General features: G+C 44.9%; 18 protein-coding genes and 1 pseudogene. 11 read left to right on the top strand and 8 right to left on the bottom strand.

Features of this window, described 5'->3' with window-relative positions; all coding sequences use genetic code 11:
• Nucleotides 1-1,173 precede the first annotated feature (1,173 nt).
• Nucleotides 1,174-2,088: a CPBP family intramembrane metalloprotease gene (locus GX089_01850; GenBank protein ID NLP01216.1), complete on the bottom strand. Its 915-nt coding sequence runs from the start codon at nt 2,086-2,088 to the stop codon at nt 1,174-1,176.
• 610 nt (nt 2,089-2,698) lie between these two features.
• Between GX089_01850 and GX089_01855 the strand changes: the two genes are divergently transcribed.
• On the top strand, nt 2,699-2,995 hold the full coding sequence (locus GX089_01855; GenBank protein NLP01217.1) for a hypothetical protein: 297 nt from the start codon (nt 2,699-2,701) through the stop codon (nt 2,993-2,995).
• 33 nt (nt 2,996-3,028) lie between these two features.
• Here GX089_01855 and GX089_01860 read toward each other — a convergent pair whose 3' ends face one another.
• A complete protein-coding gene (locus tag GX089_01860) occupies nt 3,029-3,184 on the bottom strand; it encodes a hypothetical protein (GenBank protein NLP01218.1) in 156 nt (51 codons plus the stop codon).
• A gap of 76 nt (nt 3,185-3,260) precedes the next feature.
• Here GX089_01860 and GX089_01865 point away from each other — a divergent pair, with 76 nt between their 5' ends.
• From GX089_01865 to GX089_01885, 5 genes are all read left to right on the top strand, one after another.
• Nucleotides 3,261-3,458, top strand: a complete 198-nt coding sequence (locus GX089_01865; GenBank protein NLP01219.1) for a hypothetical protein — start codon at nt 3,261-3,263, stop codon at nt 3,456-3,458.
• A 100-nt stretch (nt 3,459-3,558) separates the two neighbouring features.
• Nucleotides 3,559-4,236: a hypothetical protein gene (locus GX089_01870; GenBank protein NLP01220.1), complete on the top strand. Its 678-nt coding sequence runs from the start codon at nt 3,559-3,561 to the stop codon at nt 4,234-4,236.
• A 2-nt stretch (nt 4,237-4,238) separates the two neighbouring features.
• Nucleotides 4,239-5,276, top strand: coding sequence for a cobalamin biosynthesis protein CbiM (locus GX089_01875; protein NLP01221.1), 1,038 nt, complete (start codon nt 4,239-4,241; stop codon nt 5,274-5,276).
• Nucleotides 5,273-6,043, top strand: coding sequence for a cobalt ECF transporter T component CbiQ (gene cbiQ, locus GX089_01880; protein ID NLP01222.1), 771 nt, complete (start codon nt 5,273-5,275; stop codon nt 6,041-6,043). The genes GX089_01875 and cbiQ overlap by 4 nt, the downstream gene beginning before the upstream one ends.
• A 17-nt stretch (nt 6,044-6,060) precedes the next feature.
• The gene (locus GX089_01885) at nt 6,061-6,786 is read left to right on the top strand and encodes an ATP-binding cassette domain-containing protein (GenBank protein ID NLP01223.1); all 726 of its coding nucleotides are present in this window, start codon (nt 6,061-6,063) and stop codon (nt 6,784-6,786) included.
• A gap of 476 nt (nt 6,787-7,262) precedes the next feature.
• Here GX089_01885 and GX089_01890 read toward each other — a convergent pair whose 3' ends face one another.
• The 4 genes from GX089_01890 to GX089_01905 form a co-directional block, all read right to left on the bottom strand.
• Nucleotides 7,263-7,964, bottom strand: coding sequence for a PorT family protein (locus GX089_01890; GenBank protein NLP01224.1), 702 nt, complete (start codon nt 7,962-7,964; stop codon nt 7,263-7,265).
• Nucleotides 7,965-8,363: 399 nt separating this feature from the next.
• Nucleotides 8,364-9,521 (bottom strand): IS256 family transposase, encoded by a 1,158-nt coding sequence (locus GX089_01895; protein NLP01225.1) that lies wholly within the window; start codon nt 9,519-9,521, stop codon nt 8,364-8,366.
• A 146-nt stretch (nt 9,522-9,667) separates the two neighbouring features.
• Nucleotides 9,668-10,039: a hypothetical protein gene (locus GX089_01900; GenBank protein NLP01226.1), complete on the bottom strand. Its 372-nt coding sequence runs from the start codon at nt 10,037-10,039 to the stop codon at nt 9,668-9,670.
• A gap of 78 nt (nt 10,040-10,117) precedes the next feature.
• Nucleotides 10,118-11,638, bottom strand: coding sequence for a hypothetical protein (locus tag GX089_01905; protein NLP01227.1), 1,521 nt, complete (start codon nt 11,636-11,638; stop codon nt 10,118-10,120).
• A 113-nt stretch (nt 11,639-11,751) separates the two neighbouring features.
• Here GX089_01905 and GX089_01910 point away from each other — a divergent pair, with 113 nt between their 5' ends.
• From GX089_01910 to GX089_01930, 5 genes are all read left to right on the top strand, one after another.
• On the top strand, nt 11,752-11,991 hold the full coding sequence (locus tag GX089_01910) for a hypothetical protein (protein ID NLP01228.1): 240 nt from the start codon (nt 11,752-11,754) through the stop codon (nt 11,989-11,991).
• A gap of 27 nt (nt 11,992-12,018) precedes the next feature.
• Nucleotides 12,019-12,387 (top strand): hypothetical protein, encoded by a 369-nt coding sequence (locus GX089_01915; protein NLP01229.1) that lies wholly within the window; start codon nt 12,019-12,021, stop codon nt 12,385-12,387.
• A complete protein-coding gene (locus GX089_01920; protein NLP01230.1) occupies nt 12,377-13,303 on the top strand; it encodes a tyrosine-type recombinase/integrase in 927 nt (308 codons plus the stop codon). Before GX089_01915 ends, GX089_01920 begins: the two co-directional genes overlap by 11 nt.
• A 90-nt stretch (nt 13,304-13,393) precedes the next feature.
• Nucleotides 13,394-13,621, top strand: a complete 228-nt coding sequence (locus GX089_01925; protein NLP01231.1) for an AbrB/MazE/SpoVT family DNA-binding domain-containing protein — start codon at nt 13,394-13,396, stop codon at nt 13,619-13,621.
• 3 nt (nt 13,622-13,624) lie between these two features.
• Entirely contained in the window at nt 13,625-14,017 is a 393-nt protein-coding gene (locus GX089_01930; GenBank protein ID NLP01232.1) for a type II toxin-antitoxin system death-on-curing family toxin, read from the top strand.
• A gap of 14 nt (nt 14,018-14,031) precedes the next feature.
• Here GX089_01930 and GX089_01935 read toward each other — a convergent pair whose 3' ends face one another.
• A complete protein-coding gene (locus tag GX089_01935) occupies nt 14,032-14,859 on the bottom strand; it encodes a DUF559 domain-containing protein (protein NLP01233.1) in 828 nt (275 codons plus the stop codon).
• Between the two features lie 238 nt (nt 14,860-15,097).
• Nucleotides 15,098-15,499: pseudogene (locus tag GX089_01940) on the bottom strand (hypothetical protein).
• Between the last annotated feature and the right edge of the window lie 182 nt (nt 15,500-15,681).

Consider the following 15,681-nt stretch of genomic DNA (forward strand, 5'->3'; position numbering starts at 1 on the left):
GGGTCAGCCCGCTGGCCTTAAATGTGGGGATAAGCATTTCGTCTGTTAGTTCCATATTTCTCCTTTTTTGACAGAAATATGGTTTTTCCAGAATTAGATTAAAATACGGGGTTTACCGAATGCTTACATCTGCATAACGGTAATATATTAATTAGTAATGACAGTGAGAAGAAGGATATAAGTGCTCTTATCGACATTGATAGAGCTTTTTTCGGAGATCCTGGATATGATTTTGGAACTTCAGAACTGATCACAGCTGAATTACTTAGTGGGTATGGAACACCTCTTTCTATGTCTCATGAAGATTTATATCGTCGGAAAATTTATAATACTATTCAGGATATGATCGATGCTGACGCGTGTTTAATACAGATAGGTTGTGTAAAGACATTTAATATTCTTGAAAATAGTGTTAAAAACCTTTCAGAATCGCTCTAAATATGGGAATTGATTTCAAAATTGGATGGCACTTTCTTTCTGATGATAGAACGCTGGGGCACGGTGATGGTCGAGAAGTCCGAGCCGGTGAAACACTATCAATTGAATGTAACCCGGAATTATGGAAATGTAGTCTTCATGCTTCCGAACATTTGATAGATGCTTTACGTTATGCATCTGGAAGTATTTGTTGCCGTGTAATTGTATAGGGTGACATCCAAATTGATTCGGATAAGTTTTGTGGTCGCAACCGTAAAACATTATGGATGATTTTATCGAATCAATTTTATGGAACTGGCTTTGTGATATTGCGATGATTTACGTCACAGCAGATCTAGAATCCGGAAAATCAATTCATCCAACTATTATAGAATGTATTGAGGCTAGAAAGAAATGGATTCTCGGTTATGGAATTGACTTCAAAACTATCTTATCAATGCAATCGAAGCTGCGCGATTAATGGGTACAAAAACTTCCTGGGCTGTTGCCAGGATTGCAAAATCGGGCCCGGCTTGGCTTCTAGGCAGAGAGTATGCACTATCCATACCTGTCTCTGATTTAGAGGAAAATATCAGAAATACAGCATCTCGTCAACTCCAAAGAGCAGTTTTGTTTTCAGCAAAGCATATGGCTAATTTGTAATTTGCAGAAAAATTTTACTTAACAAGTCTGTCTCCTTTTTACTAATTGTTGTGCCGTCGTACATTTTTATCCATTTAATCATCACCAAAGGTTCTAAAGAAATTTACCTATCTGATTCGTTAATATTTTGTCTTTGCCAAAAAATCTGTCATAGAAAAATAAAATGATCATAAAAACACACAAGACAATAAATCCGGGTAAACCTGTAATTCCCGAAGTTAAATCATTTCCACCCGATATTCCAATAATTGAAATTGCCACTGTAGCATTCATTGTTCCATGCAAAATTGCCGCAGCAATCACCGATTTTCCTTTTATGGTGATATACAGATGGAATGGTGTTATCAAAATACAGAACATCACCATCACTAAAACACCAATTTGTGGATGTTGAGGGTAATTATGCCCCATCAGAATCAAAGGTGTATGCCATATACCCCATATAGAACCGATAATCAGCGAAGCTTTTAAAAAAGACATATGCTGAAATTGCCTCAATAAAAAACCACGCCAGCCAAGTTCTTCGCCAAAGGCAAACAGTGCGTTTATGGTAATACCAGCAAATAGACCTTGAATCAATACGATCCAAAGGTAACTAATTGGTAAGGTTTGTAATGATAGTTTTGCTTTCTCAATTTCTTCAGGTGGCAGAATTACTGCCAGGCGTTCGAGCAAACCAGTCATTTCATGATTATAATTAATCCCTGGGAATAAAAGGCTAATTCCTAATGTAGCAAAAGATACCACTGGCATAAACAGCCAGGCCACTAAAAACCATCGGTTCAGTTTGAACGATAAAAGTAATCGGTTTTTGATTTTTTCTTTATGTACAATTTTTTCAACAATTAGCACACAGATGGTTGGGAAAAACATATATGCCGCACCCAAAAAGGTAAAACCAATGGTCCCGATACCTGTACCGCCCAATAATTCATAAATGCCAGCAACTGAAAAACTGATTGAAAAGACCAAGATTAGGAATAAGGTTGTTTTGTTTAATGCTTTCATAATCTGTAAAAATTATTACCTTTCATTAAATCATACTTTCTTTCACGACTTTACTTTGTATGCGTACCAACGTCCCGGCCAACGGCCGAAGATTTGCAACTATAATATCATAATATACCATATATCAACTTTGCAAATTTTTGGCCTTGGCCTGTTAGCTGCCGTTGACTGAGCCGATCTTATTTTCCGCCCCCACCCATCCTTCTTTTCTTGTTTGCGTTTAACACTGTTTTATACAGAGAAGAATTGATTTAAGGTACACTCTATCTATTTTAACATACAATTCTTTTCGTAACTATGTAGTTGAGTATTTGTGAAATTAAGCAACACAAAAAATGGAATTTACAATGAAAAATAACATTCTTACAGCATTTATGTTAATAACAATCCTCGTGTTCACAATCTTAGGCCGAACTGAAGCTCGGCCAGAAACAGCCATAACGCTTCGAGCTGGTGATGGTGCGGCACTCGGATTGACCTTCAATACTTTTCCGGCATGGATCGGTCGTATTGAAGCGATTGGGAGACTAAAAACATCTGAACCATATCGAGTCGCTGGTAGTGAGGTAAAGTTACGAGATTATTCTCTTGGTGGCCAGGGAACGATCTTTTGGCAGGTGCATTTTCTGAAAGACTTAACTATACAAATAGCCCAGCAATCGAAGTATCGTTTGTTTACGATGAGCGGAAGCCCACCGCCGTTGGTGACGATATTATCGTTGCCGAAGGAACTTCGATAGTTCCATGGATAGTTGCAGGGGCAGGGTATAGAGTCATACGCCATCTCGAACTTTTTGCTGATGCACAGTTCTCACCCTATGGGTATTATGCATCTGATGTGGATTTTGAGGCTGGGTTACGATTTGGCGCATATCTTGGCATGCGTATTTTTATTGGAAGCAGATAGCGATAGCCTAAGCACAAGTTACCCTGGTTGACCTTAACGAATGCAGGGTTGCTGAAAAAAAAGAACAGGTGGTGTTTTTTCGGGTTTGACTCTGTAGTTTTTGTACATCCATTCATAGACTCTGTCGAAATAGTCCCTGACAGTCGCAGTATCATTTCTGTATGCAGCGGCATTAAATGCAGCACTCAATTCATCTTCTAGAATTGGATCTCCAGCATGATAATATGAAAGTGCCTGCAAAACTTCATATTGAAGGGTGGTTTTAATGCAACTACCTTCCATTTCGAAAACGGAATCGGCACACCTTGTTATCACATGCCTAATCGCATCGAGATGTCTGGAAGTCATCGCTGTCAGAGGAAAGGCGAGAGACGTTGAGCGACTTTCTACGAGTCTCAAGGCACTCGTTGGTGTCAAACACCTGAGCCTTAGCATATCTGCATCAGGAGAAGATACAGAATAAGAAGATATGTACAGCAAATAGATTCGATAGATGCTTTCTTGCCTTCCTGTGTAGCACGAAATATATTATCATGCCACATTTCAGCAGAGGAGGCAGGAGAATGGTTCGGAATTTTGTGTATGTCGGCCTTTTTTCCTTCATGGTACAAGTTGGTTTTTCACCGGTAATGGCGGCTAGACCATTTGCCACAGACGATGCCGGAACAGTCACGCAAGGCACATTTGAACTCGAAACCGGATGCGATTTCTGGAAAGATGCGGCAGCGGCAGGAATCGGGCTGAAGCATGGCGTGACCGACAGAATGGATGTTGGAATAGGATTCGGTTACAAGCCATTGCCTGACGCAGAACGCGGATTTGAGGGCGCTGAAATCGGGTTGAAGTTTGGATTGATTCCTGGCCTATTTGCACTATCAGCAAGTGGCAGCTTTGGCGACAAAGCATATGGTATCAATGGTATATTGTCAAAAGGGTTTGGGCCCGTAGGGTGTGACTTGAACCTTGGCATGACTGCCACTGCCGACACCAACGACGCCGACCTCACTTATGGATTGTGTTGCCATTTCGATGGTGAAAAGTTCTGCGCTGGTGCTGAAATTGGGGGTACCCACGAAGGCCTTGATCTTTGGCAAGCGGGCTGCAATTTCTGTTTGTGCGACTGGTGTACCGTTGATGCTGGGATAAACGGAAATTTTGAAAAGGAAATGACGCTTTCAGCTACTGCTGGATTGACGTTCGCGTTTCCTGTCATCAAAACAGATGAAAAGAAGGGAGAATAACTATGCACATGGCAGATGCGTTGATTTCGCCAGTAGTTGGTGGCGCTTTCTGGATTGCCAGCGGTGCCTTAATTGGATACTCAGCTAAGAAGATTGCAGAAGAAAAAGACAATTCAAAAACCCCACTCATGGGTGTTCTGGGTGCATTTGTGTTCGCTGCACAAATGATAAACTTCAGCATACCGGGAACTGGTTCAAGCGGACACATCGGGGGCGGTTTGCTTCTCACTGCATTGCTTGGTCCTTATCGCGCCTTTATTGCAATTGCTTCCGTCTTGACAATTCAATGTCTGTTTTTCGCAGACGGGGGAATCCTTGCGCTTGGCTGCAATATTTTCAACCTTGGTTTCTTTCCCGCATTTATAGCCTATCCGTTCATTTACAAATTAATCATAGGAAATAAACAATCTCCTGGAAAACTTGCAGCAGCAAGCATTGTCGCAGCGGATGCCGGTTTGCTCATGGGCGCATTTTCTGTTGTCGTCCAGACGCTTCTTTCCGGCATTTCTGAGCTACCATTTGGCACCTTCGTCCTTGTCATGCTACCAATTCATTTTGCAATAGGAATTGTCGAAGGTTTGGTGGTTTGGGCAGTTCTTGCTTTTGTTGCCCGTACCGAACCTGCGCTGCTTGTTCCGGCAAATGCGGTCAAGCCCCCTCGCCTCATTATTGCGGCGTTTGCGGTCGCCGCGTTGGCGTTTGGCGGCATATTCGCTTGGTTTGCCTCATCAAGTCCTGATGGGCTCGAATGGTCAATGTCAAAAGTCACCGGCACAGAAGAATTTGAAAGAGCCGGCAACAAAGTTCACGATGTACTTGGCTCCATTCAGGAAAAATTTGCTTTCCTGCCCGATTACTCATTCAAGGCTACAGAGACAGCGGCAACGGAACATGCGCAAGAAAAGGCGGAGCCCGCTTCACCGGTCTGCCCTGGAACAAGCGTGGCTGGCGTTGTTGGCAGTTTCTTAGTGCTTTTTATGGCTGGTACTATAGGTTTCATTCTTCGGGGTAGGGGCGCAAAGCCCCAAACAAGTGCATGAAGCAAAGTGCCCGATTAGCCTATATTCACTTGGCAGGCCGGGGTACTTATGCCCCGGCCTTCTTTGTTAATTGGAGAAATCACAGGGCAGCACTTATTATCCTGCTGCTATTTGTCTTCTTTGTAATTTCTGTAAACAAGCATGATATCACCGCGGGAATCATCTATGCGGTTTTTCCTGTAATGCTGATAACTGCCGGTCGTTTGCCGATTGCACCTATCTTGAAGCGATTGGCTCTCATATCACCGTTCGTTCTTATAATGGCTGCGGCTAATCCATTACTGGATACTCATCCATACATTAAAATAAACACAATGGTGATTAGCTCGGGAATAGTATCTGGCACTGTTATTCTCATAAAAAGTCTGGTCACCATTTCGGCAGTTTTGGCATTTACTCTGTGCGTTCCCTTCTATCGCATCTGTGAGATATTGCGCGATTTCCGTGTCCCGAATGTCTTTGTAACACAATTGGTTCTCCTTTACCGATACAGTTTTCTCCTTGTTGAAGAAGCAATGGCAATGCAGAAAGCCCGCAACTTGAGGTCATTTGGTAAAAAGGGCAAAGACCTTTTCACTACTGCAAAACTGATTGGTTCCTTGCTGCTGCGAACAAATAATAAGGCAGAAAGAATCTACCGAGGAATGATTGCCCGGGGTTTCAACGGTGAGTTGACCAAGAAGAAAATAGATAAAATCAGAATAGATGAAGTCGTATTAACCTGTGCTGCGCTACTGGTCTTTACGCTCATACGGGTCATTTTCTGAATTGAGGAATGCTTAAAATGGCAAATGTTGAGATAGATGATTTGAGGTTTACATACTTAGACGGGACAATGGCTCTGGATGGCATTAGCCTGAATATTGCCGATGGTGAATCTGTAGGTATTGTAGGCGCTAATGGAGCTGGAAAATCAACACTTGTGAACCATCTTAACGGATATTATCTGCCGCAAAATGGAACGATAAAAATAGCCGGTGAGGTTCTGTCAAAGAAGACACAAGAGAACATCCGGCGCATTGTCGGAGTAGTCTTTCAGAATCCCGATGACCAGCTATTCAGTGCTCGCCTGTACGATGATGTCGCATTCGGCCCAGAAAACCTTGGCGTTGAGATTAGCGAATTGCAGAAAAGGGTCGAGACAACCATGAAGGAACTGAACCTTTGGGAACTTCGGGACAAATCGCCTGCCCATATTTCGCATGGACAGAAACGGTTCGCGGCATTTGCGACTGTACTGGTGATGAAACCCGATGTTATTGTAATGGATGAGCCGACATCTGACTTAGATCCACGGAATCGCCGAAAACTGATTAATCTCGTTAATGCACTTAGTGCAACTCGAATTACAGTATCGCATGACCTCGATTTCATTTTTGAAACTTGTAAATTGGTTGCTCTTATGTCTACTGGTAAAATAGTTGCATATGGAAAAACGGAAGAAATTCTTAGTAATCAACTTCTTCTTGAAAGTAATGGTCTTGAACTTCCGCTAAAATTGCAGAAGTGATTTGGGGTAGGGTTATGATTTGGCCGAACAGGATGTGCGGCTTGTCTTGAAGCGCGCCGGTTTTCTGCCTTTCGTTTTTCTCTTCCAGCCCGCCTTTTTATTGAATGTTCAGTTCGAATTTTGTCTTTTTCCTGCGCGGTGTCTTTTCTTGGGGTGACCAAATTTTGCCTAACGTTCGACGCATGGCGAAGTGCCCGCCTAATAAAAATGCCTGATTACCGATCAGTCAAGCGGTGCTTTGGGAGCTTGATGGAACGGTATTCCGGCCTACCCCTTGTCCAAGCGGGCATTTGGGTGGAGGGCTGCTTTGAGCCCGGAACCGCCATGCGTTTGTTGGTTGTCTGTAAACCGGCCTTCTTGCGTCTTTGTTCTCGTCGCCGCGTTCCTGATTCCTTTGTTCTTTAGATTGGAGTTTTTAAGGTGCATTCCTCATTTTGATATAGAAATCAAAGTGTTTAAATTGAAAAATCATCAAATCAGAATGCAAAAAGATAACCCAATCCAAATGTAAAGACGCTGTGTTTTGAAAAATCTTCTTTAGTAATACCCTGTGATTCGAGATCACTGGTTAGTTTCTCGATGTACAGTAATCCAAGGGTATAACGAAAATCAGCTATTAAACTGCCTGGACCGACTTTGGTTCCAACTGAACCCCCTACGGCAATTCCTAAATCAAATTTGTTATAATATTTGTCAAATATTTCACGTTCATTATCATCCATATTGTTTTCTATTCCGCCGGTTTTACCGATTCTATTTACTTTTCCAATTTTGAAGGCAAGTGAAGGCCCAGCATAAATAGTAGGCGTTACAACACCAATAGGAATGAGGAACTGTGTCAATATAGGTACTTCAATATAATTTAAAATGAGAGTTTTCCAGTCAGTACCATCGCTTATTTTTTGTCCTCTTGAAGAGAATAGAAGTTCAGGTTGAAGGGCGAACTTATCGGATACTTTAAATTGTAAAACAGCACCAGCCATGGAACCGGGCTTCATCACTTGATTTTTATATGGGTCGTAATGACCAACAATTATTTCCAGTTTTCTGGCCCCGTAAAATTTTGCAAGATTTATACCACCCTTCAAACCAGCTGAAAATTCCAGTGCACAAGCATTACTACTGACAATGAATACATAGCCAAACAAAGCACAATATAACAGGTAACGAAATTTCATAGTTTACTCCAAGATAGTATGCTGCATTATGGTTTATCTCAATTTCCCAAAAAACAGTGCGAATGATAATGCAAAGTCCTGAAATTCTTTATTGAGGTTAGCATGAAAGTTAGCTCCAAATCCAAAATAAGTAAGTTTAATAAAGGAAATATTTACATCTAAGGGGAAATTTAGTGTTTTAAAAGTTTCAGACTGGTATCTTTCCTCAACCAGAACAAAACCGGTATCAGCTGCTATGAGTTCACGACACTTGTGCACCAGACTGCCATAATATCGAGAAATGATTTTAGACCTGGCGCAGCATTAGTTGAATCATCAAGATCATCTTCAAAATAAGCTGTCCAGCCCGATAAAGCAACAATTTTTCTGTAAATTTGACATGACAGTAGCCCCTGTTAGTTACAGTTTTATATAAGCCTTACCAGTCTCCCACTCCTCTGAGATTTCCATTAGTAATGCAGATGATAAACGCAACAATGAATCGGTATTAGGGAACAAACCAGCAATCTTTGTCCTCCTGGCTAATTCTCTGTTTAACCGTTCGACACCATTAGTTGTCCTTAGCTTTTTACGGACCTTTTCAGGCAAATCAAATACAGTCAGGCCTTGAGGAATATTGATATCCATCCATTCTGCCAATTGAGAAGCTTTCTTTTTGTATTTAACTATTGCTTGCTGCAACAACCGATTTGCTTCAGTTTTATCCGGTGCATTAAACACTGCTCGTATCGAAGCGGCAACTTCTTCCCGCATGCTTACTTTAGGGACATAATGTCCGGCATTCTGCTGAAGATGAAATTGACACCTTTGCCTTTTTACCCCTGGCAAAACTGCATTCAGGGCTGCTGTGAGGCCGCTGTGATCATCGGCAGTGACACAGACTACTCCATGCATACCTCGCTCCATAAGGCTTGTCAGAAAGCTACGCCAATGTACTTCGGCTTCCGAAAGGGAGACGCTGACTCCCAGTACCGAGCGATGGCCATCAGGCTGCACACCGGTAGCAATAAGAACTGCAGCAGAAACAACAGAACCGTCAATTCGTACCTTTTCATAACGGGCATCAAGTATGAGGTATTTTATTGTTCCCAGAGGTCTGTTTCTCCACTTATTCAGCTCCTCATCAAGCAATGCCGAAGCTCGGCTGACATCGCTGCTACTGATCTGTAATCCACACATTTCCTCAACAACTTTAGTGACTCTTCTGGTTGATATGCCATTAACATACATTTCTCCTATAGCAACTTTGAGTGCCCGCTCACTTCGAATGCCACGTTCAAGTGCAGAGGGATAAAATGACACATCGCCACGAACCTGCGGAACTTCAAATGTAAGGTTTCCTATACGGCTCCTGACTGTCTTTGGCTTAAATCCGTTTGCATAACCCTTCCGGTTTTCACTACGTTCATAAGGACCGGCTTTCAGTGCATTATTTCTTTCAATACGCATAGCCTCATTGATCAGGATCTCAACACAACGGGATACACCATCAAAGCCATGCTCATTAAGAATACCCACCACCTCTGTTAAAAATGTAGATTCAGATTGGACGTCCACAGATCAGCCCCTTTCTCTTTTAAGTGTAATCGTTAAGAAAGGAAACTACTGTCTGCCGTCCTCTCCCCTAGAATAATGCTCTAGGGGAGGTCTTCTATCCTTAGGAGAAAATCAACTCCCGATAATTCAAAGAATTGAAATTAAATTTACAGAAATAAAGATACACTACCTCCAGCCCGCCAATAATAAAGACCTTTCTCTGCCAGGTCGTTAGCGGTCGAACTCGGAGTGCGTCCATTCTTTTCGATAAACGCAGCACATGCTTCAAGCTTTTCCATGAATTCCGGTTCATTGTTTGGGACAAGCGCACCGATATCAATAAGCCGCTTATTCCGATCAGGGGATAACCTTCCTGCCGTATGTTTTCTTCTTTGCCGGGTCAGCCATTTTCCAAGAAATGCTTCATCATGGTCCTTACAAGTCGACCTGGGCATTTTCCCGTGCTGCTCGAAGAATTCTTCCACCCGTTCGAATGTATCATTCCATTGCGTCTTTCGCGCACCAGTGCTTGCGGTCACAATCCGGCTTTGCCCCTTCCAAGCTATACAGACAAGCCTGAAAAATAATGCATGCTTCGCCTATAATTAAATTATCGTTCAGATAAACACAGGCTCGGTTGTCAGCGGCTTGAGCGAAACTAACTGCTCGTCGGTCACGCCAATATTTCGTTCCTCCCGAATGAGAACAGCACACCGAATCGCATCAATGATGTGGTCATTGCCCTTGGAATAGATGACGAGGCCATCCCGCAACGTGTAGGTATGTGTCGTAAACTGGTCTTCGATCTCGACATCTTCGGCAGGAAAAACGATCTGTTTGCGCTGCATCGCACCATTGATCAGACTGGTCATAAGTTCCTTGGTGCGTTTCTTGACATCCCGCCCATCCCGGACCGCCAACCGTGTCATGCCTCCGAAATCATACCCTTTCAAACGGCCATCGAGATCGAGTTCTTTGTACTTGTCGAGTGTTAACAACTCCTGAACCACCGACAACCCGTTCCCGCCATTGTCCACGCCGATCCCGGCAGGAGTGTAATATCGGTCGAGAAGAGCGATGATCTGGGCGATATGTGGGTAAGAAACGTGTTCGAGATGGATGCGAAGAACCAGGCGCTTGACCTGCCTGTCACCGATTTCGTGTTCCTGAAAAAGCACCAGTTCGGTCGGATCGTTCGTGTAGCCAAGGTCGCCGCCCAGCCAGAACATTCCCGTCTGTGGCGTGAGATTGAGCAGCATTTCTAATCGATCGTAAGAACTCTCTTCACTGTCACAGTCCCGCAGTTCCGAATCAGTGATGACTATCTTGCGGTACTCGAACACATCCTGACGGCACAGGTTGAACTGTTCGATATTGAATGCGCCGTATGAAGGTTTTCCATGCTCTCCTGCAACTTCATGCTGCCACCCGGAGCTGTCTTTCCCGCCATAAAATTCGATAAGCTCCGCTTCGCGCTGAGGTGTCCAGTTGGGGTTCAGCCAGGACGGCCACCGAAAGACCCTGAATTGTTCCGAAAGGGTGAGTCGATAATATGTCGTGTCACGCAAGCCGTTTGGTGTCGAATAGATCCGTAAGCGGCCACCGGCTTTAAGACACTGCCGGAGCGCTTTCCATGCCTTTTCCGACAGCCATGCACCCTCATCGACCCAGATCCGGTCCACATGCAGCGAGCGGAATGCATCACCATAAGCCCCAGCCGGTCTGAAATAGATGATCGAGCCATTGGTGAATTCGATGCGGAAATAAGGCTTTCGGTGGATCTTCGGTTTTCCATACTTGGTCAGCGCGATACTGTTCATCAGGTCCGGGTTGTTGTCGAGCTGGAATTCGATCTCCTCGATAAGTGTATCGAGATGCCCTTGGTGCGGTGCCGCGATCAGCCCTTGGCCCCCGCGAGTTATAAACGAAAAGTGCAGCGCATCGGTGGAAATCGATATCGACTTTCCACAATCTCTTCCGTCCAGATGAATGATATTGTGTTCCGGTGCCCGAAGATCATCGATCTGATGAGGCCAGTAGAGGCGTTCTTTGCCATCCCGGTTGCGCAGATATGCCTGACCCCACTGCACCGGGTCGAGAAGTGTTTTCGCAAGCATCTGTTCGTTTCTGGTAATCATCGTGACCCTATCCGCTAAATGATTTCGAATGACTTGATATACCAGAAGATGTTTGCTACATTAACATGACAAAAAAGAACCGGTCCATTGTAATAGAACTCAGGAGGTACATAATGAAAGGAGAAATCCCAATGAACGAACAACAGCCGGATGTGCCGGAACAGGAAGAACTCAGGTCGGCATACATGGAAACATGTGTTGAAATTTTTGGCCGACTTACATTTGTAAAAGCGAAAATGGCGCAATTGCTCGATCATGATATTTCGACGAAAGCAGTAACCGAGCTTGAACATTTCCGACTCCTGACCAGCAGGTTCTTCGAAATACTCGATGAATTGACAGTCGAAAAGTAATCACTTTCTACAAAGGAAATTATCATCATGGAAAGCACTACCCTCACCCGCACAGCACAACTCTTTATCGAACACCTGCGTGACACCGGTAAGAAAAACCGGACACTTTATACATACCGGAAAGACCTCGATATTGTCGAAGCCTTCTTCGGCGGAGAACGTCCTGTCTGCGAAATCAGGGTACCACAAGTAGGAAAATTCTACAAATCACAAATATTGCTCAAAACACCAGATGGCAAAGACCGGGCAGAGCGAACGATCACCAAGACCATGAGAGTCTTCCGAATGATGATGGTGTGGGCAAGAAACATGAGCATTATCACGGAACTGCCATTGCCGAAGAACACGCCAATGGGGTACAGCAAAACGAAAGACGAGGGGAACGATGACCAGTAGCAGCACTGTCGACCGCGCTACACCTGTAACCACAGAGGCCGCGCTTGCGGCCTTCTGTGCCCATCTTTCGGCGGAAAGCAAGGCCGGTGCTACTATCGCCGCATACCAGCGTGATATCGCGCTGGTGGCAAACGTTGCGATGACGTTGACTGGACAGAATAGCCTTTCAAGTATCGATAGAACTGTTCTGGATCGAGTCATGTCATCCGATACAGTAACCCTTTCGAAGGGAAATTTCCGGTCGAGTGCGACAATCCACCGACTCAAGGCGGCGGTCCGGGCATTCTTCGGGTGGGCAGTCGAAAGTGGATTTATCGGCGAAAACCCGGCGCGCATCATCAAGATGCACAGGTTATCCCGGAAGCCTCCCCGGTTTCTCACGGCGCAGGAGAGAAAAACACTTCTCAAAGAACTAAAAAGCTGTGCAAACGCCTTGGATCTTCGGGACAGGGTAATCTTCGAAATTGTCCTCGGCACCGGAATCCGATTGGCGGAGGTAGCCAACCTCGATATCGACGATATCGAACTGGATGCGAAGCATCTCCGTATCAAAGCCAAAGGAAACCAATACCAGGTGAAATTCCTCAAGACCGACCTCCGGATTCTTTTACGCAGATATTTACAAGAAAGGAATCGGCAAAGTTCCGGCTATGATGCGCTCTTCCTGTCAAACCGGAATAGCAGGCTTTCGGAGCGCCAGATCGCGAACCGTCTCGCGCATTGGCTGAAGAAGGCGGGAATTGATAAGCACCTGACGCCACATGGATTGCGGCATACCTTTGCGACCCATCTTTACAGCGCCACGAACGATCTTCTTCTCGTGCAAAAAGCGCTGGGACATCGCGATATTTCCACGACCCAGATCTATACACACCTCGTCGATGGACGACTCGAAGAGGCACTCGAGCGGCTATAAAATTGATACTCCAATAAAAAGGTATTGACTCTCGTAGTGTTTTGGTGGTACATTGTAGATACATAGTATTAACCACAATGGAGGTTCATTATGGTGAAAACACTGACAAAACATGGAAATAGTCTTGCGCTTATCATTGAAAAACCGATTCTCGACCTTATCGGAGCAGAGGCCGACACGCCGTTCGATGTTACCACGGACGGGCAAGCGCTGGTGCTTACGCCGGTCAAAGATGCCAATCGGCAGACAGCTTTCAAGGCAGCACTTGACAAAGTGAATCAGAAATACGCTAAGGCGCTCAAGAAACTGGCAGAATAACCAATGGCTGAATTCACGTTTTTGAGTCTTTCGGAAGTTCTCGAAATCCACCAAGACCAAGTAGTCCGTTATGGTGGTTCGCTCGGTGTCCGTGATCTGGAGTTGCTCAAGTCGGCCCTCGGGATGCCAGCGGCCACCTTTGGAGGCGAATACCTCCACACTGATATCTACGAAATGGCGGCTGCCTACCTCTTTCATATCGTGAAGAACCATCCGTTTATCGATGGAAACAAGCGGGTCGGAGCTGTGGCCACTCTTGTTTTCCTTGTTCTGAACGGTTACGATTTCACAGTGCCGCAGGGGAAATTCGCCGATTTCGTTCTCTCGGTGGCTAAAAGCGAATTGGACAAGGCAGATGTTGCGGTGTTCATTCGAAAATGGGCCAAAAAACTGTAGAACTGGAATGCAGCTCATTGTACCACCGCCAATTCAGATCTACTGCATAGATCGGCGAAATACTCATTGCCGATTCTTTCGATCTCCAAAGCAAGATCAGTAACGTCTTCGGCAAACTGGTTCTTGTTGCGGATTCGGTCCGCGTTGATTCGGACCACCTGCCAGCCTTGCTTTCGAAGCGCATTCTCCTTGCGAATATCCCTTTCTCGCACAACCTTATTTGAATGGGTAAATGCGCTGTCGACTTCGACGGCAATGCGACAACAATACCCGGACTCTCTTGCAACAAGGACCACCGGGATGTCTATTTCGAACCGTTCATGGATATACTGGACCGTGTCGCCAATGATCACATCCCAGGGCACATTTAAAGTGAGAAATGCCTCACAAAGCAGATATCGAATTACCTTTTCCGCTCGTGATCCGAGTATGAAGGTTCCTTTACGGGCATGGCGGCTTTTCGATGCTGCCCCAGCCATCTTGCCCTGCTTCCAGGCAAGTCTTTTGTGTTCCGAGTAACCCCGGACGGGAGTGCCGGTCTCCACGATAATGGTGTGAACGACTCGATCACTGATCAAAAAACCAAAGAGTCTGGTGAAGAATTTCTGGATATCCAAACCACTCATTTCCTGCTCGACATAAAGGTGGTGCATGATTTCGCGCAATGGCTTACGGAACACGATTTCCAGAAAAGACCTGAACCCAAAACAGGCGACACCATCGAATAAGTAGTGATGCCCCTTACGTGAGCACCTTTGCGCACAGTTGTCCGGCAGCGTCAGGGACATGACCACACGGTCCTCGACCGCACCCTTGTGTTCTGATGGATGGTCATCATTCATGAATTCGGCGTCCCATTGTTCTTGGTCGTATCTTTACAGGTTCCTGATTCGGCCACACTTCTTGCTTGGAAATATTTCAGACAAGAAGTGAGAAGATCATGCATTATCTGAAATTGTTTTCATGTCAATCCGCCATAATCTCCGCAGAATCGCCATCTTCTTTCTCTTCCGGTTTGGTGTTATCTGAAATCTTTTTCGGCTTTTTCCGGTTGTCGGTCGGCTTATCGACAGTTTTCTTGTCCGCGACCTTCTCAAGCAGGGCTGCAGCCCACTCGGCTGGTGAGGTTGTCGGTGTCTGCGTTTCCTCTCCCTCGCGGGCGATCTTGGTGGTCTTCAGATCCTTCATGTGGCAGCGGATCATGCGGTCGAGTTTTTCTGATGTGTCTGCATCTCCGGCCATCTGCGCACGGACCAGCTTTACCGAATAGACTCCGATCAACTCGACCTGGATGAAGTCACTGGATTTGTTGAACACAAAATCATCACAGAGCTGCTCAATAAGCGTATTGAACATGACCTTTTCCTCTGCATCAAGAATGCGGTCTGCAAAGATGCCATGCGTGAGGCGATTCTTGTTGCCTTCTGGTGCGCCACGGCCTTTCTTTTCGGGTGGTTTCGATTTGCCCCAAATAAAAGATATGAAAAGCTATTGATCTTTAAGTAATTCTTACCGAGGTCAATAATTGTCGAGCGGCTTGCTGCATTAAAGCGAAAACTGGAGCAAACAGAGAAAAAGCTCAGGAAAACAGAGCTTGTTGTTGAACTCCAAAAAAAACTCTCGGCAATACTGGAGATAGATCTGCCTCAGTACAACGAAGAGAA

The organism is Fibrobacter sp. (genome assembly GCA_012523595.1).
Lineage (GTDB): Bacteria > Fibrobacterota > Chitinivibrionia > Chitinivibrionales > Chitinispirillaceae > JAAYIG01.